This is a genomic window from Aquitalea sp. USM4 (genome assembly GCF_004328945.1).
Taxonomy (GTDB): domain Bacteria; phylum Pseudomonadota; class Gammaproteobacteria; order Burkholderiales; family Chromobacteriaceae; genus Aquitalea; species Aquitalea pelogenes.
The window spans coordinates 1,806,227-1,826,811 of the sequence record NZ_CP029539.1 but is presented as its reverse complement, the minus strand read 5'-3'; the positions used below and the strand labels follow the sequence as shown (position 1 = coordinate 1,826,811).

The window sequence follows — 20,585 nt, the reverse complement described above, 5'->3', positions numbered from 1 at the left end:
CTAATTTGATAATGGTGCAAGGTCATCTCGTGCCCTGCGCCATTCAATTTCTGCTCCTTTTGCGCTGTAAGCAAGTGACTACAAAAGTAGTGTGCGGGTTACCAACAAAGCGGTGAAATCCTTGCCAGTCAAGGCTCACCGCCATGTAGTGCAATGCAGGTTTTATACCTGAAGGAAACTGGCAAAGTGAGCAGGGTCTTCCGCCAGCAGCACATGCAGCAAGCTGGAGGAGAAGGTGGTAACACCCCGCGCACCCAGGGCTTGCAACGCGGCGATATCCACCAGCGCGCTGTCAGTCACCTCGATACGCAGGCGGCCACCAGCCACCGCTTGTACACGCTTCACATTAGCCTGCCCGCCCAGTGCTTGCAGCCAGTCTTCACGCTGCATGCTGGTGCTGGCTGCCTGATGTGCGCCTGAAACACGACCAGCCACTACCACAGGGGCTGCCGGGTTGCTGTCAGCCTGTTGCAGGGCGGTGCGGATTTCATCAGAAATCAGATCCGCTTCCGGCCCCAGTACCACTTGCACACTGCCGGCCGCCGGTTTGATCAGGCCGCGCGATCCCAATGCCTTGAGTGCGGCCTCGTCCACCTTGTCATTGTCGGCCACCTGCAAGCGCAAGCGCGTGGTGCAGGCATCCACCGACTTCAGATTGGCCGCCCCGCCCAGGGCCAGGATGAAACCATGGGCGCGGGAAGAGCCCTCCACGGCCACCACGGTAAGCTGTGTAACCGCTTCGCGGCCCATGGTTTGCAAGTTGAACTTGCGGATGAAGAAACTGAACAGGCCGTAATAGATGACGAAGTACAGCAGGCCCACCGGCAGCAACAGCAGCGGCTTCTGGGCAATGCCGAAGTTAAGCAGGTAATCGAACAGGCCGGCGGAGAAGCCAAAGCCCAGATGCACACCCAGTGCATACATCAGGGCCATGGCAATGCCGGTGAGTACTGCATGGATGGCATACAGCATGGGAGCCAGGAACATGAAGGCAAACTCGACCGGCTCGGTCACGCCGGTCAGGAAGGCAGTCAGCGCCATGGAAAACAACACCCCGCCCACGGCGGCCTTGTTCTCCGGCCTGGCCGCCCGGTACATCGCCAGGCAGGCAGCGGGCAGGCCGAACATCATCACCGGGAAAAAGCCGCTCATGAACATGCCGGCGGTTTTGTCCCCGGCAAAGAAGCGGGTCAGGTCGCCATGCACCAGCTTGCCTGCTGCATCGGTGTAATCGCCCACCTGGAACCACACCATGGTATTGAGAATGTGATGCAGCCCGGTGACGATGAGCAGGCGGTTGAGCACGCCATAAATGAACAGCCCGATTTCGCCGACGCCGATCAGCCATTTGCCGACGGCATCAATACCGTTTTGCACCGGCGGCCAAGCGAGGCCCAGCACCACACCCAGCAGCAGCATGGCAAAGCCGGTGGCAATCGGCACAAAGCGACGCCCGCCAAAGAAGGCCAGGTAGGTGGGCAGCTTGATGTCCTTGTAGCGGTTGTACAGCACCCCGGCAATCAGGCCGGACAGTATCCCGGCCAGCACGCCCATATTGATGGCAAACGGTTTGCCCTCTGCATCCAGATGCACCAGCGGCTTGAATACCGCATAGGCCAGCAGGGTATCCGGCATCACCTTCAATACCGCCGTCAGCACCATATAGCCGATGGCACCGGCGAGGCCCGCCGCGCCATTGTTGTCGCGGGCAAAGCCCACCGCCACGCCAATGGCGAAAATCAGCGCCAGATTGCCGAAGATGGCATCTCCGGCCTGCGCCATCACCTTGATGTTGAGCAGGTCCGGCTGCCCCAGCCGCAACAGCAAACCGGCGACCGGCAATACCGCAATCGGCAGCATCAGGGCCCGGCCCAGCTGCTGAATGCCTGCAAATCTGTTTTGTGTACTCACCTCAATGCCTCCTTTGGATGTGGAATGGTCAGTTGCCATTCCGTCTTGTCTGCGCTGCAGTCGCCAACACGGCTGGCCGCGCAGGATAGGGTGTGGTCGTGACCATGCCTGGCTTTTGGGGCGCATGGGGCCCATCGGACAAGCGGAAAAACCAGGCTGGTGGCCGTTATCGGCCAATGACGATGTGCAGACATGGGGGGCGGCACCATGGATGCCGGGCCTGCACGGGGATGACGGGACAACATCGGACACCTCCTGTCATGTCAGGAGTGGCCGATGGGGTGGCGGGACTCCTGCGGCTCAGTCCATGCCGGTGCCGCCGGGCCGCCTGACGGCCCGGATGGCACCTTGCACGGCGACAAGCCGTAACGGTTTGGCAATGGGCCACCTGGTGGTGACCGGATTCAGGGCAGCGCTCAATGCGTACGGGTGACCTTGGACAAATGACGCGGGGTGTCAGGATTGAGCCCACGTGCTTCGGACAGTTGCGCCGCCATCAGGTAGAAACTCTGGATGGCCAGCAAGGGGTCCAGCGCCTCATCGTCGGCCACGCTCAGCGTCAGGTCGCGAGTGGCTACTGTGTCTGGTGCGGCAAGCAATACTCGTGCGCCACGACCGCGCATTTCCGCTGCCAGATCGATCAGGCCTTGCTGTTCCGGGCCACGTGGCGCAAACACCAGCAGCGGATAACCTTCGTCGATCAGGGCCATCGGGCCATGCTTGATTTCTGCACCGGAGAAAGCCTCAGCCTGGATGGCACAGGTTTCCTTGAACTTGAGCGCCGCTTCCAGCGCCACGGCAAAACCCAGTCCGCGTCCCACCACCATGATGCGTTCGGCACCGGCCAGAACAGGAAGGGCTGCACTCCAGTCCTGACGGCATGCTTGTTGCAGCTGGGCAGGTAGCTGGTCCAGTGCCTGCAGCAGCGTGGCATCGCCCTGCCAGTGCGCCACCAGACGGGCTACAGCGGAAAGCGAAGCGATATAGCTCTTGGTGGCGGCCACGCTCTTTTCTTCACCGGCACACAACGGCAACGACCATTCGCACGCTGCCGCCAGCGGCGATTCATGCTTGTTGACCAGGGCGACGGTGCGCGCACCGGCAGCGGCCAGGCGGCTCATGGTGTCGATCAGGTCCGGGCTTTGGCCGGACTGGGACAGGGCAACTGCCAGTTGGCCCTTTACCGCCAGCGGGGCGTGGTGCAGGGTAACCAGCGACATGGGCAAGGACACCACCGGCACACCCAGGCGCTGCATGGCCAGGTAAGCAAAATAACTGGCAGCATGGTCCGAGCTGCCACGCGCCACCGTCAACGCCAGCGTGGGCGGGGTGGTGGCCAGCTCGCGGCCCAGCACGGCAAGGCCTTCGTCCGCATACATGTGTTGGGCGGCCACGGCATCCGCAGCGGACAGTGCTTCTTCATACATCAGAGACGACAAGGTGTTCCCCTTCCAGATAGACATCCAGCAAATTCAGCTCGGCATCCAGCACCAGCACATCGGCCCATGCCCCGGTTTGCAAACGGCCACGGTCTGCATGGCCCAGATAATCGGCCGGGTACAACGACAACCGGTGCGAGGCCTCGGCCAGTGGCAGGCCGATGGACACCAGATTGCGCAAGGCCTGATCCATGGTCAGCGTACTGCCGGCCAGCGTGCCGTCGGCCAGCCGCACCCCGCCCAGGCATTTGTGCACGGTATGTGAGCCCAGCTTGTATTCACCATCCGGCATGCCGGCTGCGGCAGTGGAGTCGGTCACGCAGTACAACCGCGGAATGGCGCGCAAGGCGGTGCGGATGGCACCGGGATGCACATGCAGCAAGTCAGGAATCAGCTCGGCGTATTCCGCATGGGCCAGCGCCGCTCCCACCATGCCCGGCTCGCGGTGATGTAGGCCGGTCATGGCATTGAACAAATGGGTAAAACCGGTGGCACCTTGCTGCAAGGCCTGCACGCCATCCTCATAACTGCCCAGGGTGTGGCCGATTTGCACCCGGATGCCGGCATCGCTCAAGGCACGGATGATGTCCATGTGTCCGGGAATTTCCGGTGCCAGTGTCAGCAGCGCAATCGGGGCCAATTGAGCCAGTTTTTCGATTTGCGACAGCACCGCCTGACAGGCATCGTCCGGTTGTGCGCCCAGCTTGCCGGGGTTGATATACGGGCCTTCCAGATGCACGCCCAGCAGGCGGGCACTGCCGCTGGCGCGCTGGCGGCAAGACGGCCCCAGTGCTGCCAGTACGTTTTCTATCTCGTCCATGGGGGCGGTCATGGTAGTGGCCAGCATGGCGGTGGTGCCGTGGCGGGCATGCAGCCGTGCCACCGATTCGGCCGCCTGGCCCCCCTCCATGATGTCCACCCCGCCTCCGCCATGTACATGCAGGTCGATGAAGCCGGGCAGGATGTAGCGTGCCGCCGTGCCACTACCCGGCAGGCTGCCGTCCACAGCGGCAATGCGGCCATCCGGCCCGGTTTCCAGCCTGCCATCCCGCCAGCCATCGGCAGTCAGGATGCGGCCCTGCAGTACATGTCGTGTCGTCATCGTCTCAGTTCAGCTACAAAGTCGTAATAATCATTACGGCAATAGGTATCGGTCAGTTCTATCGCCTGGTTATCGGCATTGAAGCCGATGCGGGTGATCAGCAACATCGCCTCCCCCTGCCGGATGCCGGCCAGCGCTGCAATCTCGGCCGAGGCATTCACCGCGCGGATATGCTGCAAGGCGCGCACCACGGCATGACCGGCACTGTCCAGGTAGGCATACAGCGAGTTGCCCACTTTATGTGGCTCGGGCAAAACGGCTACTGGCAATGTGGTCATCTCTATCGCCATCACGACCCCGTCTGCCAGGCGCTGGCGCTTGAGCCGCGCCACCTGCGAGGTGGGGGACAAGCCCAGCTTGATCACCTCGTCATTGCTGGGCGGATGAATGCCGCGCTCCAGCCATACCGAGGAAGGTTCGAAGCCGCGCTGGCGCAATTGCTCGGTAAAACCCACCAGCCGTGACAAGGGCTGTTCCAGTCTTGGCGTGATGAAAGTGCCGGAACCATGCCGGCGCCGGATCAAGCCCTGCTCCAGCAACACATCCATCGCCTTGCGTGCCGTCACCCGCGATATGCCCAGCTCCTCGGAAAAGGTGCGTTCGGATGGCAGGGCTTCGTCTGCCTGCCACCAGCCGGCATTGATGGCTTCGGCCAGTTTGCGGGCAAGCTGCAAATACAGCGGCGTGGTGGACTCGCCTTCCGGCTTGAGTGCACTCCATCGGTTTTCCATAAGCGGTCTGCAACTGGTCTGGTTGGTAACACGGCGAATATCGCATTCCTTGCCCTGCAAGACCACACCCGTCATGGCTGCAAAATTAATACCACTTAAATACCACGTCAATACCAATTTCACGATAACCCTGCCAAATGACAGGAAGTGACGCGGCCGGAATACAGGAAATACAGAAAGCCAGGCAGCACTGAGGGCCAGGACAAGACTGGTGAGGAAATCAAGAGACCGACAAAGTGGTATTGAAGTGGATGTTTTTTGCGACTAAAACGTGGATAGCATCGTGAATGTGTCATGACTGGCCAGACAGACAGTCTTAAGCAGCCAGGTGCAGCACTGTGGCGTAGCACGGGCTGCAGGCCAATTGCCGTAACGTCGCCAGAAAACCACAGTGAAACTGGCGCAATGCAACAGGGGCCGCGAAGGGCCCCTGTCTGGATGAGGACAAAGTCGCGGCGACGACTTTATTTGCGCCAGCTGATCAGTACCACGCCGGAGAGGATGATCACCATGGCCAGCACTTCCTGCTGACCGACATGTTCACCCAGCAACACCATGCCCAGCAGGACGGCGATGATGGGATTGACATAGGCATAGCTGGTGGCAGCGGCCGGTGATACGGTTTTCAGCAGATGCAGGTAGGCACTGTAGGCCACCATGGAACCGAATACCGACAGGTAGGCAATGGCGGCCCAGCCCTGCCATGACGGCATCGCTGTCAGCTGTTCGCCGGTGGCGGCACTGCCCAGCAACAAGGCCAAGCCACCGAAAATCATCATCCAGGCACTGCCCATCGGCCCCTTGGGCTGGACCATCACCCGGCTCCAGGCCGAACCCAGCGCCCAACCGGCAGAAGCGAACAGCAGCCAGAACGCCCCCATCGGGCTGGCACGCAGATTGGAACCCAGGTTCAGCACCAGCATGCCCAGCATGCCCAGCGCGATACCTGCCCACTCGCGACCACGTGCACGCAAGCCGAAACAGAAACGGCCAAACAGCACGGTGAACAGGGGTACGGTGGCCACCACCAGCGCCGCCACCCCGGATGACACCTGCTTTTCTGCCAGCGTGACAAAACCATTGCCGATGGCTGGCATCAACACACCCAGAATGGCTGCGCCACGCAATTCCTGCCGGCTGGGCAAACGATGGCCGCGCAGCAGCAGGAAGGCCAGCATCACGCTGCCGGCAAACAGAAAGCGCAGACCGGCCATCATGAAAGGCGGCCAGGATTCGATACCGATGCGTATGAAGAAATAGGTCGAGCCCCAGATCACGTACAGGGCAAAGAAGGCTGACAAGGTCAGCAAGGACAGCGCGGCGGGACGGGCAGACATGGCGGACTCGGGGTGGGTGGTCGTCCACCATGCCTTCGGCCTGTAAAAAACTCAAGCACCGGCAGGGAAAGCTCTGTTCTTGAGCCAGAACAATCCCTGCCTCTGGTGGCGATCAGCGGGTGGCCAGCCGTTGCAGGATGTTGGAAAACTCTTCCATATAGGTATCGAAGCGGGTAGCCAGACGGTCCACATCGGTGGCAAAGCGGTTATAGGCCACCACCGCCGGAATGGCAGCAAACAGGCCGATGGCGGTGGCCACCAGCGCTTCGGCAATACCCGGTGCCACGGTGGACAAGGTGGCCTGCCCCACATTACCCAGCCCGATAAAGGCATGCATGATGCCCCACACCGTACCGAACAGACCGATATAGGGACTGACCGAGCCTACTGTTGCCAGGAAAGAAGTATGGCTGTCCAGCGCATCCAGTTCGCGCTGGGCGGCAGCGCGCATGGCACGGCGCGAACCATCCATGATGTCCGACAGCTCGGCACCCGTGCGGCCACGCAGCTTGAGGAATTCGGCAAAACCGGACTGGAAGATGCGCTCCATGCCCACGCTGTCGTTGCGGCGGTTGGCGTCTTCATACAAGCGGTTCAGGTCGGCCCCGCTCCAGAAATTGCGTTCGAACTCGTCGCTGTGGCGACGCGCGGCACGCAATACGGAAATCTTGTTGAAAATCAGCGCCCACGACAGCACCGACACCAAGGCCAGGCCTGCCATGACCAGCTGCACCACCAGGCTGGCATTCATCACCAGGCTGAATATGGAAATCTGCTGCACGATGTTTCCTTGTCTGAATTAAAACGGCCTAGCGCAATACGCGGCCGCTGGTGAAATCAATGATGGTGGATGGCTTCCTGCGTTTGCCTATCCGCCCCGGCAGGGTCAGTACCGCGCTGCCAAATGCCATGCGACAAGCCCGTGCAGTCTTTAACGCACGTTGCCCGGCGCGGTTGGCAGAAGTCGACACCAGCGCACTGCCCACAGCCCGGCACAGGGCGGCTGCCTCGCCATGGGCGGTAATGCGCACGGCGATCTTGTCATGCCGGCCACGCAGGGCCGGTGCCACCTTGCGCGAGGCCGGAAGCAAAAAGGTATAGGGACCGGGCCAGTAACGGCCAAGTTCCGCCCATTGTGCGGCGGAAAGCGGCTTTACCAGATGACGGATCTGGGCGACGTCGGCGGCTATCACGATCAGGCCCTTGTGATTCGGCCTTGCCTTGATGGCCAGCACCCGCCGGATTGCCCTGACATCCTGCGGCAGGCAACCCAGCCCGAAACAGGATTCGGTGGAGTAGGCAATCACTCCTCCCGCGCGCAAACGCGCGCGCGCCTGCGTCAGCAGGCCCGCCTTGGGCAGACGGTATGGCGAGGACAAGCAGGAAGACGGCATGCAGATCAGCAAGGAGTTGAAGCGAAGCTGCCATTGTAGCGGCAGCGCGGCACCGGATGAAACCGCGATCTGCAGTCCGCTCACTCTTTCTGGTTAATATATTTGGCGTAGAGGTGTGCCAGCGTGCCGTCGCGCTGCATGCTGCGTAGCTGATCATTCAATTGCTGTATCAGGGCGTCCGGCATGCCGGGATTGCACGCCAGATAAAGCATGGGGGTGTTGAATGTGAGGATGGGATGAAGCTGGGTGACTTTCTCTCTGGCCAGCAAGGCTGCACCAGGATATTTCCCGGTGGCCCAGAAGTCGATGCGCCCCGCCAGCAGCTTCTTGATATTGAGCTGGTCGGTGCTGGCCAGATCAACATCGAATCCGCGATCAATCAGGAACTGGGCAGTGGCGTCACCGCTATACCCGCCTATCTTGAAACGTCTGGCTTCTTCCAGTGACTTGATGGCATGACGGCTATCATTTCTGCCATAGAGTACCCAGGGATTATCAACCAATGGTCCAACCCATTTGAACTGCTGCTCGCGTGCTGCGGTACGCGCGGTGGAATAAAGGCAGGTATTGCTTTCCAGTATGGTCAGGTTGAGTGCACGAACCCATGGCAGCATTTCGATGCCATAGTTGATACCGGCACGGCGAAACGCTTCTTGCAAGACATCGGTGGACATACCGCTGATGCGGCCCCCACTGCCCATCATGTTGAAGGGCGGATAATCCTCGGTGAGGATGCGCAGCGGCGGGGCTGCCGTGGCAGCAAGGCTGCCGGTCAAGAATATGCTGGCAAGGAGCAGACGGATGGACATGGCAGCGACTCCCGGATGTCAGCGACATTTGCAGTCTAGTCAAGCCTGTGGGGGCCTGCCATAAAGGTCGGTTTTTTGCTGTGTTACCGCGGCCGGCGGCAAGGGCCGCCAGGCACAACAGCGCGAGACCTGGGCCGGGCTGCGGAACTGGCGCAGCCAGTAGCTCACCCGGCAGCAGCAACGGCGGGCATGGCGCAACAGCGCCTGAACGCTGCACGGGAGTAGCAAGGTTTTGGGAAACGGTGCAGACATGGTGGACACCTGCTATACGATGACTGACAAGCAGAATGTAGTGTTCCGTCAGTCAAAATCGCATAGAAATGGCCATGCAGGGCATCAAAAACAGATAAAGAAAAACGGCACCCACTGGGTGCCGTTGTCTGCCATGCTGCCAATCCGGCTTACTTAGGGCGATTGATTGCCTTGCTACCGATATCGCGGCGCAGCTGGCTGCCATCAAAATGGATGGCATCCGCTACCGCATAGGCTTTTTGCTGCGCCATCTTCACGCTGTCGCCCAGGCCTACCGCGCACAGCACGCGGCCGCCATTGCTGACTACCTGCTTGCTGTCGTTGAACGCCGTACCGGCATGGAACACCATGCTGTCTTCGGTTTCCGCCGGCAGGCCGGTGATGACGTCGCCCTTGCGCGGGGCATCCGGGTAGCCGGCGGCAGCCAGCACCACGCCCAGCGCCACGCGGCGGTCCCATTCGGCTTCCACCTGATCCAGCTTGCCGTTGACACCGGCTTCCAGCAGCACGGTGAAGTCCGACTTCAGACGCGCCATGATGGGCTGGGTTTCCGGGTCGCCAAAACGGCAGTTGAATTCGATGGTGAACGGGTTGCCGTCATGGTCGATCATCAAACCGGCATACAGGAAGCCGGTGTAGCTGTGGCCGTCCTTTTTCATGCCTTGCACGGTGGGCAGGATGATTTCGCGCATCACGCGGTTATGCACCTGCGGGGTAACCACCGGTGCCGGGCTGTAGGCACCCATGCCGCCGGTATTGGGGCCCAGGTCGTTGTCCAGCAGGCGCTTGTGGTCCTGGCTGGTGGCCATCGGCAACACGTGGTCGCCATCCACCATCACGATGAAGCTGGCCTCTTCGCCTTGCAGGAAGTCTTCGATCACCACGCGCGCACCGGCGCTGCCCATCTTGTTGCCCACCAGCATGTCGTCGATGGCGGCATGGGCTTCGTCCAGCGTCAGTGCCACCACCACGCCCTTGCCCGCAGCCAGGCCATCGGCCTTGATCACGATAGGCGCACCCTTGCCGGCCACATAGGCATGGGCTTCAGCCGCATCGGTAAAGGTCTGGTAACCGGCGGTGGGAATGCCATGGCGCTGCATGAAGGCCTTGGCGAAATCCTTGGAGCTTTCCAGCTGGGCACAGTACTGGGTGGGGCCGAAGATTTTCAGCCCGGCAACACGGAAGGCATCCACCACACCGGCAGCCAGCGGGGCTTCCGGGCCGACCACGGTCAGCTGGATGTCTTCACGACGTGCAAAGTCGACCAGCGCATCGTTGCCGCTCAGCTCGACATTGGTGAGATTTGGGTCCAGCGCGGTACCAGCATTGCCCGGTGCCACAAATACCTTGGAGACGCGATTGGACTTGGCAATACGCCACGCCAGTGCGTGTTCGCGGCCACCGGAACCGATTACCAACACTTTCATCTTGCGAGATCCTTCATCGTTAGCGGCAGCATGTGGCTGCCGTCATGGAGCGACAGGCCCTGTCGGGCTGCGCTCAGAATTGTACATTCAGATTGGCAGGGAACGGATAAATCCCGCTGCCTGCATCGGGAAGCAACTGCGCGTGCTGGCTGATTTTCTTGCCGTCGATCAGCCCTTGCCATTGAACATCCAGCGGATAAAAGCGCGCATCAGGGCCTGTCACGGGCCGCCACTGCCAGCGGGCTTGCACATCGGTCACCGCCGGGCAGCCATCACCGCCGGCATCACCGCACACGCCCTTGTTGTCGGCCTGTTCGGTCAGATGCCCCATGCTGCGGATATCCGTGGCGGTGGCGTGGAAAAACTCCACCGTGCTGGCGGTATAGCCTTGCTGCAGGTAGCTGCTGTGCAAGGTCCAGCCCCACTCATGCGGGCCCAGCTGTACCACGCGTGCGCTCGCTGCCATGCCGTTGGTGCCCATTTCCAGCTGCTTTTCCGTTTGCAGCACGTATTGGCCGTTCTGCAATACAAACAGCAGCAGGCGGCTGATGCCGGAGGCAGCAAAGCTGTCCATGCCCTCGCCAGCCGAATCCGCCGTATCCGCCACAAAGGTGGTCAGCAACAACTGACGGCCCTGGCCGTCCCGGGCCAGTTGCAAGGGGCCGAAGGTACCGACAAACGGGCCTGCGCTGTTGCTGGCCTTGGCGTCCAGCTTCCACTGGCCGGGTTTGGCAGCGGTCTGCATGTTCTGCGTGCTGCGGTACACCGCCACTGCCTGTTCGGCCAGCCGGTTAAGGTCGGGAGTCTGGGCAAGCGGGGCCGGAGCCGGCATCGGGGCCGGCTGTTCCAGCCAGTACACCGTGGCAGCCACGCCGAATAGCAGCACAATCAGCAGCATGATCCTGGTGGTCTTGTTCACGGTTTCTCCGGCGGGCAGCAAGGCAAGGTACTGCGCACCTCCCCGATGCAGCCTGCACGGGGAGGCAGTCCGCGCTTAGTGACGGAAGTGACGCACGCCGGTCAGTACCATGGCGATGCCGTGCTCGTCGGCGGCGGCAAACACTTCTTCGTCACGCATGGAGCCACCCGGCTGGATGATGGCCTTGATGCCCTGCTCGGCAATCACGTCGATACCGTCGCGGAAGGGGAAGAAGGCATCACTGGAAGCCACGGCACCTTGCAGGCTCAGGCCGGCATCCTGCGCCTTGCGGGCGGCGATGCGGGTGGAGTCCACACGGCTCATCTGGCCGGCACCGATACCAGCGGTCTGACCGTTGCTGCAGAAAACGATGGCATTGGATTTGACGAACTTGGCCACGCGCCAGGCGAACAGCAGGTCGGACATTTCCTGCGGGGTGGGTTGACGCTTGGTCACCACGCGCAGTTCGTCCAGTGCCACATTGCGGATGTCCGGGGTCTGTACCAGCACGCCGCCGCCCACGCGCTTCAGTTCGAAGCGGTTGGCACCGGTTTCCAGCGGGATTTCCAGTACGCGCACGTTTTTCTTGGCGGCGATGATGGCCTTGGCTTCTTCGGTGAAGGACGGGGCAATCAGCACTTCCAGGAACTGGCCGGTCACGGCTTCCACGGTTTCGGCATCCACCGGGCGGTTGAAGGCGATGATGCCGCCAAAGGCGCTGGTGGTGTCGGTGGCAAAGGCCAGCTTGTAGGCGCTCAGGGTGTCACCGGCCACGGCCACGCCGCAGGGGTTGGCATGCTTGACGATGACGCAGGCGGTCTGGTCGAAGGTCTTGACCGCTTCCCAGGCGGCGTCGGCGTCAGCGATGTTGTTGTAGGACAGTTCCTTGCCCTGCAGCTGACGGTAGGCGGCGATGGTGCCGGCTGCCGGGTCCAGGTCGCGGTAGAAGGCGGCGGACTGATGCGGGTTTTCGCCGTAGCGCATGTCCTGCACCTTGACGAACTGGGCATTCAGGCGGTTCGGGAAAGCCACGCGTTCCGGCTTGCCGCTCACCACGCCATCGGCCAGGCTGGTCAGGTAGTTGGAGATGGCACCGTCGTAAGCGGCGGTGTGGGTGAAGGCCTTCTTGGCCAGTTCGAAGCGGGTGGTCTTGGCCAGCTTGCCGTCATTGGCCTTCAGTTCGGCAGTCAGCGCAGCGTAGTCGGCAGCGTCGGTGACGATGGCGACGTGGGCCCAGTTCTTGGCAGCAGAGCGCACCATGGTGGGGCCGCCGATGTCGATGTTTTCGATGGCGTCTTCCAGCACACAGTCCGGGTTGGCGATGGTGGCTTCAAACGGGTAGAGGTTCACACACACCAGGTCGATGTTGCCGATATCGTATTCGGCCATCTTGGCTACGTGTTCCGGCAGGTCGCGACGGCCCAGAATGCCACCGTGCACCTTGGGATGCAGGGTCTTCACGCGGCCATCCAGCATTTCCGGGAAGCCGGTGTAATCGGACACTTCGGTCACCGGCACGCCGTTGTCAGCCAGCAATTTGGCGGTACCGCCGGTCGACAGGATATGCACGCCCAGTGCGGCCAGTTCCTGTGCAAATTCCAGAACACCGGTCTTGTCGGATACGCTGATCAGCGCGCGTTCGATTTTGGTCATGTTTCTCTACCACCTTGGCTAATGAATGAAAAAGCTGTTTTCACTGTGGCCTGATGCCCGCACCAGGCCGTATGCGGCTTGCCCTGCCTTGCCGGCAGGCACAAAAAAACCGGCCATCCTGTGTGGGGCATGGCCGGTTTATCTTCATATCAAATCATACGACTTCATTTTTTTACGCAGGGTGTTGCGATTGAGCCCAAGCAGCTCTGCCGCCCGGGTCTGGTTGCCCTGCGTGTGGGTGAGCACCACCTCGATCAGGGGTTTTTCCACACAGGCCAGCACCATATCGTAGATCGAGGCAGGTATTTCGCCGTCCAGATCACGGAAGTATTGTTCCATCGCCAGCCGCACCGACTGGGAAATATGTTCGTTGTTTTGCATGTTTATTGTTCTGTCTTCAACATATGGTGTGAACGCTGTGTACTGCACTGTAGCCCGCCCCCGGGCCTCCTGCTGCTGGCTGCCGGTCAAGCCGACACCGTCTCTTCGGCCAGCTCGTCCAGGTATTCCAGGTGTTCCGACAAGCTTGCCAGCTGATCGAAATAGCCTGCCACCGCCTGGCGCTGGCTGCCGGTTTCTTCCAGCTGGTACATGGTCTGGCGAAACTCATTGGAGCCCCTCAGCCCCCTGGTGTACCAGGCAATGTGCTTGCGGGCGATGCGACAACCCGAATACTCGCCGTAAAACCCGTACAAATCATCCAGATGCTCCAGCAACAGCTGGCGGATTTCCGTCACCGTGGGTGGCGGCAGGCATTCACCCGTTTCCAGGTAATGCTGCATTTCGCGGAAAATCCACGGCCGCCCCTGCGCCGCCCGGCCTATCATCACCGCATCGGCACCGGTGTACTGCAATACCTGCTGCGCCTTTTGCGGCGTGTCGATGTCGCCGTTGGCAATCAGCGGAATACCGATGCTGGCCTTGACCGCGCGGATGGTGTCGTATTCGGCAGCACCGCGATACATGTCTTCACGGGTGCGGCCATGCAGCGCCAGCGCCGCGATGCCGCAGTCCTCGGCCAGCCGTGCAATGCGCAAGGCATTGCGATGCTCGGGACTCCAACCGGTACGGGTTTTCAACGTCACCGGCACATCCACTGCCTTGACCACCGCGTCCAGAATGCGGCCCACCAGTGCTTCGTCACGCAATAGGGCCGAACCGGCTGCCACATTGCATACCTTCTTGGCCGGACAACCCATGTTGATGTCGATGATCTGCGCGCCCTGCTCCACGTTGATGCGTGCGGCTTCCGCCATCTGGGCCGGGTCCGAACCGGCAATCTGCACCGAAATCGGCTCCACTTCGCCAGTGTGGTCGGCCCGGCGCAAGGTCTTGGCCGTCGCCCACAATGACTTGTTGGACGTGATCATTTCCGACACCGCCATGGCTGCGCCCATTTTCTTGCACAGCATGCGAAACGGACGGTCGGTCACACCCGCCATGGGAGCGACGATCAGCCGGTTTTTCAGGGTGTAGGGACCAATGCGCATCAGGTGTTCTGCGGTCAAACAAGCAAAAGGGCGGCCATTGTAATGCTTTTTTTTTAAGCAGTAAAAACCTTTTTGCTTATTTTTTGAGCAAGATCGATAGCGAGAAGAAATGGTACTGACGGGTACTGCGAGAAGGGGTGGGGATTGGAAGTCAGCCGATAAGCCGGGTTCTGTCGTTGGACAGTCATTCCTCTAGTACTGCCGTTACCGACAGTCTCAAGCAACCTACCCGGGGACAACGCGAGCCACGTTAACGCCCCCCTATTTGGTCTTGCTCCTGATGGGGTTTAGCCTGCCGTCCGTGTTGCCACGTCCGCGGTGCGCTCTTACCGCACCTTTTCACCCTTACCTGTGCTGACAAGTCAGCCATCGGCGGTTCAGCTCTCTGTTCCACTTTCCGTCGCCTCACGGCGCCCGGCCGTTAGCCGGCATCATGCTCTGCGGAGCCCGGACTTTCCTCCCCGCCCCTGCTTGCGCAGCAGCGCGGCGACTGTCTGTCTGACTTCCAACCGGCGATTTTACCTGAAGCAGATCAAAGTTGTGGCACTTTCTTTCCGGCACCCCCATGACATTCATTTATACTGGCCGGCCATTTTTGTGGAATCCGTTTATCAATGCTGCGCAACCAGGCCAGACTGTGGCGTTTGCAGTTATTAGGCACCCTGCTGATCATCTTCTTGCTGGCCATGACCCTGGCCACCTATTTCCTGCTTGCCAGCCGGACGGATTACCATGCGCGCCAACAACAGGTGGAACGCGATGCCTACCAGCATGCACGTGCCTACCTGCAATCGTCGGCAGAGCAGACCAGCCACATCCTGCTGGCCATGCGCAGCCGTGCCCGTGAGGACATGCGCCAGCAATTGCGCGACCAGGTGGACCAGGCCTACCTGCTGGCCGAGCGCATCTGGGAACATGAACACCAGCGCCTGCCGACGGCCGAGGTAAAGGCGCTGATCGTGACGGCGCTGCGCCCGCTGCGTTTTTTTGACGGCCGGGGCTATTTTTTCATCGACACCATGGATGGCCGCTGCGTGCTGCTGCCCACGGTGCCGGACCGCGAAGGCAGCTCCTTGCTGGATAACCGCGACGATCAGGGGCATTACATCATGCAAACCCTGATTGCCTCGGTGCGTGGCCCGCAAGCGGCCGGTTTCTCCAGTTATCGCTGGTATCTGCCCGGCACCCGGCAGATGGCCGACAAGATTGCCTACGCACGGCACTTTGCCCCTTATGACTGGTTGATCGGCAGTGGCGAATACCTGGCCAATGTGGAAGCCGAACTGCAGCAACAGGCCTTGACCCTGCTGGCGAGCAGCCAGCCAAACGGGGACAAGGACGACCTGATGGTGATTGACGAGCGCGGCGTGCTGCGACTGTATCTGGCGCAGCCGGACTTGCAGGGCAAGCACTACCAGTCGCTGCCCGAGCCTTTGCGCAGCCGGGCACGCGAAGCCATGCAGCTGGGCAGCAAGGGCGGCTACCTCAGCTACAGCGTGCCGCAACCGGACAAGCAGCAGGCGGTCAGTCATCTGGCTTATGTGCACCGCCTGCCGGGCTGGAACTGGACGCTGATCAATGCCATGCATGTGCAGTCGATCCAGGTGGAGAACCAGCAGGCCAGCACCTTGCTGGAAGCCCAGTTGCTGCAGCGGATCAAGGCCACCGTGCTGATGACGTTGCTGGCCATGGGCTGTGCCAGCCTGCTGTACTGGTTTTTCAACCGCTGGATCAACGCACTGCTGGCGCGTTACCAGGATGATTTGCGCCGCAGCCATGCCGAGCTGCAAGCCAATAGCCGCGAGCTGAAGCTCAGCCACTTCATGATCGACCACGCCACCGACATGGTGCTGCTGCAAGACAGCCACGGGACACTGGTGTATGCCAACCGGGCGGCGCGGGATTATCTGGAGCAAGACGAGGCCCATCACCGGCAACTGATGTCCATCCTGTCCACGGCCGGCGATCACGCCCTGCCGCACAGTTTTGAAACCCGGCTGGAAAATGCCGATGGACACCAGCACCTGGAAGTGACGCTGACCGGCCTTGCCTATCAGGATGAGCATTATCTGTGCGCCACCGCACGCGATATCAGCCAGCGCCACCATGCGGCACGTCAGCAACGCCTGGCGGCGCGGGTGTTCGAATCCAGCAATGAAGCCATCCTGATCACCAGCGCCGACAACCGCATTCTGGCCGTCAACCATGCGTTTACCCAGATTACCGGCTATAGCGAACAGGACGTGCTGGGCCGTACCCCTGCCCTGCTGGCATCCGGCCAGCACAATGCCGATTTTTACCAGCAGATGTGGCATAACCTGAGCCAGCGCGGGCAATGGTCCGGAGAAATCTGGAACCGGCGCAAAAACGGGGAAACCTACCCGGAATGGCTGAATATCAGCGTGCTGACCGACGAACAGGGCAACATCACCCACCATGTCGCCCTGTTCAGCGATATTTCCGAACGCAAGGCGCATGAGGCACGCATCCAGCATCTGGCGGAATTCGACGCCCTGACCGACCTGCCCAACCGCATTCTCATCCACGACCGCCTGCAACAAGCCATTCGACAGGCCGAGCGCCTGGCCGGCAAGCTGGCGGTGCTGTTTGTCGACCTGGACCACTTCAAGAACATCAATGACACCCTGGGCCACAACAAGGGTGACGAGTTGCTCAAGCAGGTGGCCAGCCGCCTGTGTGCTGCGGTGCGCGAGCTGGATACGGTGGGCCGCACCGGCGGCGACGAGTTTGTGCTGATTTTGCCGGCCATCAGCCAGCCAGACGAAGCGGCACAAGTGGCAGAACGCATCCTGCGTGCGATGCAAACCCCGTTTGATGTGGGCGGTGCCTCGCTGGTGGTCGGCTGCAGCATCGGCATCAGCCTGCTGCCCGACGACGGGCAGGATATCCAGACCCTGCTGATGAATGCCGACCTGGCCATGTACCATGCCAAATCCCAGGGCCGGAATACCTTCCGCTTCTACACGCGGGAAATGAACAGCCAGGTGGCCGAGCGCTTGCAGCTGGAGAACCGTCTGCGCCATGCACTGGAGCAAAATGAGCTGTTCCTGCTGTTCCAGCCGCAATACGACATCAACAGCCATGCCCTGATCGGCTGCGAAGCACTGGTGCGCTGGCAGCATCCGACCGATGGCCTGATCATGCCCTCCCGTTTCATTCCGATTGCCGAAGACAGTGGCCTGATCGTCCAGCTGGGACGCTGGGTATTGCGTGAGGCCTGCCAGCAAATGGCCAGGTGGCAGGCACAAGGCCTGCCCCTGCCCAAGATGGCGGTGAATGTGTCGGCACGACAACTGGCCCGTACCGACTTTATTGACGACGTCCGTGCAGCCTTGCAGGCCAGCGGGCTGCCCGGCCATTACCTGGAAATCGAGGTGACCGAAAGCACGCTAATGGAAGATGCCGACCTGGCCGCCCGCCAGCTGTCCATCCTCAAGGCCATGGGCGTGCGACTGTCGGTGGATGATTTCGGTACCGGTTATTCCAGCCTGGCCTACCTGAAACGGTTTGCACCGGACACCATCAAGATTGACCGTTCCTTTGTCTGCGAATTACCCGGCGACAGCGAAGACGCCGCAATCGTATCGGCCATCATTCACCTGGCACGGGCGCTGGGCATGAACACGCTGGCCGAAGGCGTGGAAACCGACGCCCAGCACCAGTATTTGCGCAAGCTGGGCTGCGGTGGTGTACAAGGCTATCTGCTGGGACGGCCACAAACAGCCAGCAAGCTGGAAAGTCAGTTCGACGCGACCGTGTGATGAGCTGCTGGCTCGACCGCAGCCAGTTCTGCCGCGCCGGGACGTGGAATCAGCAAGGACACCAGCCATGCCAGCATAAGAACCACCAGCCCCAGCAGCATGCCGCCAGCCGGGCTGGTCTGATAGGCCATGGCCGGCAGCAAGGCAAAGCTCAACCCGGCTCCCAGATTGAAAGCTCCTGCATTCAGGCCCGGCAGCAAGCCGGGTGCATCGGCCGGTGACAGCACCACACCCAGCCCGTTGAGAATGATGTTGGCAGTGCCGGCATAAGCCACTCCCGCCAGCACGGTGGCAGCCACCATCCACCACAGGCTGGACAAGCCGTAAAGCAGCATCAACACGATGGCCAGCATGCTGCCTGCCAGCCCCAGGCGCAGTACCCGGCCATAACCCAGACGCGGCGCCAGCTGACCGGCCCAGGGCCCTACCAGCCAGCCAATCAGCGCATAGGGGGTCAACAACAGCCAGGCTGCCTGTTCTGCCGTCAGGCCATGGCCAGTCGTCTCTTGAGCGTGAGACATGACCAGGCCATTGATGATGGCAAATACTCCGGTCATGGTGAGCACCGTGGTGAGCAGCAAGGCCCACACCCGGCGCTGGCACAGCAAGCTCAGGGCCAGTAATGGCTGCGGGCTGCGCTTTTCCTGATACAGAAACAGCAGCAAACCCAGCACCCCGGCCAGCGCCATGCCAAGCACAGCAGGCCAGCCGCTATCGGCAGCCACCAGCTGCAATGCCCACAACCAGCAACCGAGCGTCCAGACCAGGGCAGCCACCCCCGGCCAGTCCATGCGCGACCGTGGCGATGGCCGCGATTCCGGAGCCAGCCAGGCCACCAGCAGGCAGGCCAGCGCCGCCACCACGGCGATGCACCAGAACACCGCGCGAAAGCCGTACTGGGTGGCCAGCCAGCCGCCGGCAATGGCATCGATGCCAGCAATACCACCGTTTACGGCCGTTATCACGCCCATCAGCAGCCCGTAGCGCCTTGGTTCATTCACCTCGTGGTACAGCATCAACAGACACACCGGCACCACCGGACCGGACACGCCCTGCACCAGCCGCGCCAGCTGCAACACGGTGATGGAGGGTGCCAACGCAGCCAGCACACTGCCGGCCAGCATCACCAGCAGCATGCCCAGCAACACACGCCGTCGCCCCAGCATGTCGCCCAGCCGCGGCAGGAACAGGGAAAACAGCGCGGCAGCGGTAAAGAATGCTGTTTGCGACAAGCCCACTGCGGCCTCACTGGCCCTCAGCTCCTTGGCCATGGTGACCAATACCGGGCTGAGCATGCTGGCATTGAGCTGGAAGGCCACACAGGCCGCCAGCAGTGCGGTCATCAGGCTGACAACCGGCACTTGAGATTTGCCGGCATTCATTGGCCACCCTCCCCGATCTGCCGCAAGGCCGTTTCCACCATGCGCCAGAACGCCGTGTGGTCCAGCTTTACCGCAACCTGGGTGTGGCAGTCGGGCGGAGGCGGGGCGCGGAAATCCGCCACCGTCATGCCCAGCGTCAGCGCGCCCTGCAGCTCCACATCCAGCGGCACCTTGCGTACCGTCATCACCTGCGGGTCGATCACATAAGCCACCGCGCAGGGGTCGTGTACCGGGGGCCAGGCAAAACCCTGTTCACGGCGGTAAGTCTCGCCAAAGAACAACAACAGCTCCTGCACGAAGCGGGCCGGACGGGTTGCCAGGGCGGCAATACGTGCCTGGACTTCAGACGTAGCCAAGGCCTGGTGGGTGAGGTCCAGCCCCACCATGGTAAGCGGCCAGGGTGTGTTGAATACGATGTGCGCGGCTTCCGGGTCGATCTTGATATTGAATTCAGCCACCGCGCTCCAGTTGCCAGTGTGATAGCCGCCGCCCATCAGCACCACTTCCCGTACCCGCCCGGCAATGCGTGGCTCCTTGCGCACGGCCAGTGCGATATTGGTCAGCGCACCGGTTGGTACCAGGGTAATTTCGCCCGGCGGGTGCGCCATGATCAGTTCAATGATCAGGTCCACCGCATGCCGGGAATCTGCCTGGCGAGTGGGTGGCGGCAGCACCGGACCGTCCATGCCGCTGTCGCCATGAATGGATGGTGCGATTTCGCGTGGCCGTACCAGCGGACGGTCACATCCGGCTGCGATGGGAACATGGATACCGGCGATTTCGGCCACCGCCAGTGCATTGCGCGTCACCTTTTCCAGCGTCTGGTTACCGGCCACCGTGGTGACGGCCAACAGCTCAATGGCCGGGCTGCCATGCGCCAGCAGCATGGCAATGGCGTCGTCGTGACCCGGATCACAATCGAGAATGATTTTTTGGGGCATGGGAGGTCCTTGCTTG

16 protein-coding genes and 1 other RNA gene are annotated in these 20,585 nt (G+C 61.4%); 1 reads left to right on the top strand and 16 read right to left on the bottom strand.

Annotation, left to right across the window (positions count from 1 at the left end; translation table 11 throughout):
* Positions 1 to 162: 162 nt before the first annotated feature.
* The 14 genes from nagE to rnpB all read right to left on the bottom strand — a co-directional run bounded on the left by nagE (position 163) and on the right by rnpB (position 14,970).
* On the bottom strand, positions 163 to 1,911 hold the full coding sequence (nagE, locus tag DKK66_RS08660) for an N-acetylglucosamine-specific PTS transporter subunit IIBC (protein WP_242673593.1): 1,749 nt from the start codon (positions 1,909 to 1,911) through the stop codon (positions 163 to 165).
* Positions 1,912 to 2,327: 416 nt separating this feature from the next.
* Positions 2,328 to 3,350 (bottom strand): SIS domain-containing protein, encoded by a 1,023-nt coding sequence (locus DKK66_RS08655; RefSeq protein WP_242673592.1) that lies wholly within the window; start codon positions 3,348 to 3,350, stop codon positions 2,328 to 2,330.
* The gene (gene nagA, locus DKK66_RS08650; RefSeq protein ID WP_062790032.1) at positions 3,331 to 4,452 is read right to left on the bottom strand and encodes an N-acetylglucosamine-6-phosphate deacetylase; all 1,122 of its coding nucleotides are present in this window, start codon (positions 4,450 to 4,452) and stop codon (positions 3,331 to 3,333) included. The genes DKK66_RS08655 and nagA overlap by 20 nt, the downstream gene beginning before the upstream one ends.
* A complete protein-coding gene (locus DKK66_RS08645; RefSeq protein WP_045845798.1) occupies positions 4,449 to 5,183 on the bottom strand; it encodes a GntR family transcriptional regulator in 735 nt (244 codons plus the stop codon). The genes nagA and DKK66_RS08645 overlap by 4 nt, the downstream gene beginning before the upstream one ends.
* Before the next feature lie 464 nt (positions 5,184 to 5,647).
* Positions 5,648 to 6,520 (bottom strand): drug/metabolite exporter YedA, encoded by an 873-nt coding sequence (gene yedA / locus DKK66_RS08640; protein WP_131357169.1) that lies wholly within the window; start codon positions 6,518 to 6,520, stop codon positions 5,648 to 5,650.
* A gap of 112 nt (positions 6,521 to 6,632) precedes the next feature.
* Positions 6,633 to 7,292, bottom strand: a complete 660-nt coding sequence (gene tolQ / locus DKK66_RS08635) for a protein TolQ (RefSeq protein ID WP_370302998.1) — start codon at positions 7,290 to 7,292, stop codon at positions 6,633 to 6,635.
* 37 nt (positions 7,293 to 7,329) lie between these two features.
* Positions 7,330 to 7,998, bottom strand: coding sequence for an L-threonylcarbamoyladenylate synthase (locus DKK66_RS08630; RefSeq protein ID WP_242673591.1), 669 nt, complete (start codon positions 7,996 to 7,998; stop codon positions 7,330 to 7,332).
* A complete protein-coding gene (locus DKK66_RS08625) occupies positions 7,995 to 8,723 on the bottom strand; it encodes an ABC transporter substrate-binding protein (protein ID WP_131357166.1) in 729 nt (242 codons plus the stop codon). Before DKK66_RS08625 ends, DKK66_RS08630 begins: the two co-directional genes overlap by 4 nt.
* 401 nt (positions 8,724 to 9,124) lie before the next feature.
* Entirely contained in the window at positions 9,125 to 10,402 is a 1,278-nt protein-coding gene (purD, locus tag DKK66_RS08620) for a phosphoribosylamine--glycine ligase (protein WP_131357163.1), read from the bottom strand.
* Between the two features lie 73 nt (positions 10,403 to 10,475).
* Positions 10,476 to 11,321, bottom strand: a complete 846-nt coding sequence (locus DKK66_RS08615; protein ID WP_131357160.1) for a hypothetical protein — start codon at positions 11,319 to 11,321, stop codon at positions 10,476 to 10,478.
* A gap of 75 nt (positions 11,322 to 11,396) precedes the next feature.
* Positions 11,397 to 12,974, bottom strand: coding sequence for a bifunctional phosphoribosylaminoimidazolecarboxamide formyltransferase/IMP cyclohydrolase (gene purH / locus DKK66_RS08610; protein WP_062790014.1), 1,578 nt, complete (start codon positions 12,972 to 12,974; stop codon positions 11,397 to 11,399).
* 144 nt (positions 12,975 to 13,118) lie between these two features.
* Positions 13,119 to 13,355, bottom strand: a complete 237-nt coding sequence (locus tag DKK66_RS08605; protein WP_045845804.1) for a helix-turn-helix domain-containing protein — start codon at positions 13,353 to 13,355, stop codon at positions 13,119 to 13,121.
* An 86-nt stretch (positions 13,356 to 13,441) separates the two neighbouring features.
* Positions 13,442 to 14,464, bottom strand: a complete 1,023-nt coding sequence (dusB, locus tag DKK66_RS08600) for a tRNA dihydrouridine synthase DusB (RefSeq protein ID WP_131357157.1) — start codon at positions 14,462 to 14,464, stop codon at positions 13,442 to 13,444.
* Between the two features lie 143 nt (positions 14,465 to 14,607).
* Positions 14,608 to 14,970: RNase P RNA component class A (gene rnpB / locus DKK66_RS08595), an RNA gene on the bottom strand.
* A gap of 108 nt (positions 14,971 to 15,078) precedes the next feature.
* Here rnpB and DKK66_RS08590 point away from each other — a divergent pair.
* On the top strand, positions 15,079 to 18,246 hold the full coding sequence (locus DKK66_RS08590) for an EAL domain-containing protein (protein WP_131357154.1): 3,168 nt from the start codon (positions 15,079 to 15,081) through the stop codon (positions 18,244 to 18,246).
* Here the strand turns inward: DKK66_RS08590 and DKK66_RS08585 are convergent.
* Both DKK66_RS08585 and DKK66_RS08580 read right to left on the bottom strand, forming a co-directional pair.
* Positions 18,225 to 19,628 carry an MFS transporter gene (locus DKK66_RS08585; RefSeq protein WP_207389864.1) on the bottom strand — a complete coding sequence of 468 codons (1,404 nt, stop codon included), beginning with the start codon at positions 19,626 to 19,628 and terminating at the stop codon, positions 18,225 to 18,227. The two genes, DKK66_RS08590 and DKK66_RS08585, sit on opposite strands and share 22 nt — an antisense overlap.
* The gene (locus tag DKK66_RS08580) at positions 19,625 to 20,569 is read right to left on the bottom strand and encodes a nucleoside hydrolase (protein WP_131357151.1); all 945 of its coding nucleotides are present in this window, start codon (positions 20,567 to 20,569) and stop codon (positions 19,625 to 19,627) included. Before DKK66_RS08580 ends, DKK66_RS08585 begins: the two co-directional genes overlap by 4 nt.
* Positions 20,570 to 20,585: the final 16 nt, after the last annotated feature.

What these genes read in the sequence shown, in the direction of transcription:
- nagA (WP_062790032.1), bottom strand. Translation starts at nt 4,452, where the DNA reads ATGACGACACGACATGTACTGCAGGGCCGCATCCTGACTGCCGATGGC.
- DKK66_RS08645 (WP_045845798.1), bottom strand. Translation starts at nt 5,183, where the DNA reads ATGGAAAACCGATGGAGTGCACTCAAGCCGGAAGGCGAGTCCACCACG.
- yedA (WP_131357169.1), bottom strand. Translation starts at nt 6,520, where the DNA reads ATGTCTGCCCGTCCCGCCGCGCTGTCCTTGCTGACCTTGTCAGCCTTC.
- DKK66_RS08625 (WP_131357166.1), bottom strand. Translation starts at nt 8,723, where the DNA reads ATGTCCATCCGTCTGCTCCTTGCCAGCATATTCTTGACCGGCAGCCTT.
- purD (WP_131357163.1), bottom strand. Translation starts at nt 10,402, where the DNA reads ATGAAAGTGTTGGTAATCGGTTCCGGTGGCCGCGAACACGCACTGGCG.
- purH (WP_062790014.1), bottom strand. Translation starts at nt 12,974, where the DNA reads ATGACCAAAATCGAACGCGCGCTGATCAGCGTATCCGACAAGACCGGT.
- DKK66_RS08605 (WP_045845804.1), bottom strand. Translation starts at nt 13,355, where the DNA reads ATGCAAAACAACGAACATATTTCCCAGTCGGTGCGGCTGGCGATGGAA.
- dusB (WP_131357157.1), bottom strand. Translation starts at nt 14,464, where the DNA reads ATGCGCATTGGTCCCTACACCCTGAAAAACCGGCTGATCGTCGCTCCC.
- DKK66_RS08590 (WP_131357154.1), top strand. Translation starts at nt 15,079, where the DNA reads ATGCTGCGCAACCAGGCCAGACTGTGGCGTTTGCAGTTATTAGGCACC.
- DKK66_RS08585 (WP_207389864.1), bottom strand. Translation starts at nt 19,628, where the DNA reads ATGAATGCCGGCAAATCTCAAGTGCCGGTTGTCAGCCTGATGACCGCA.
- DKK66_RS08580 (WP_131357151.1), bottom strand. Translation starts at nt 20,569, where the DNA reads ATGCCCCAAAAAATCATTCTCGATTGTGATCCGGGTCACGACGACGCC.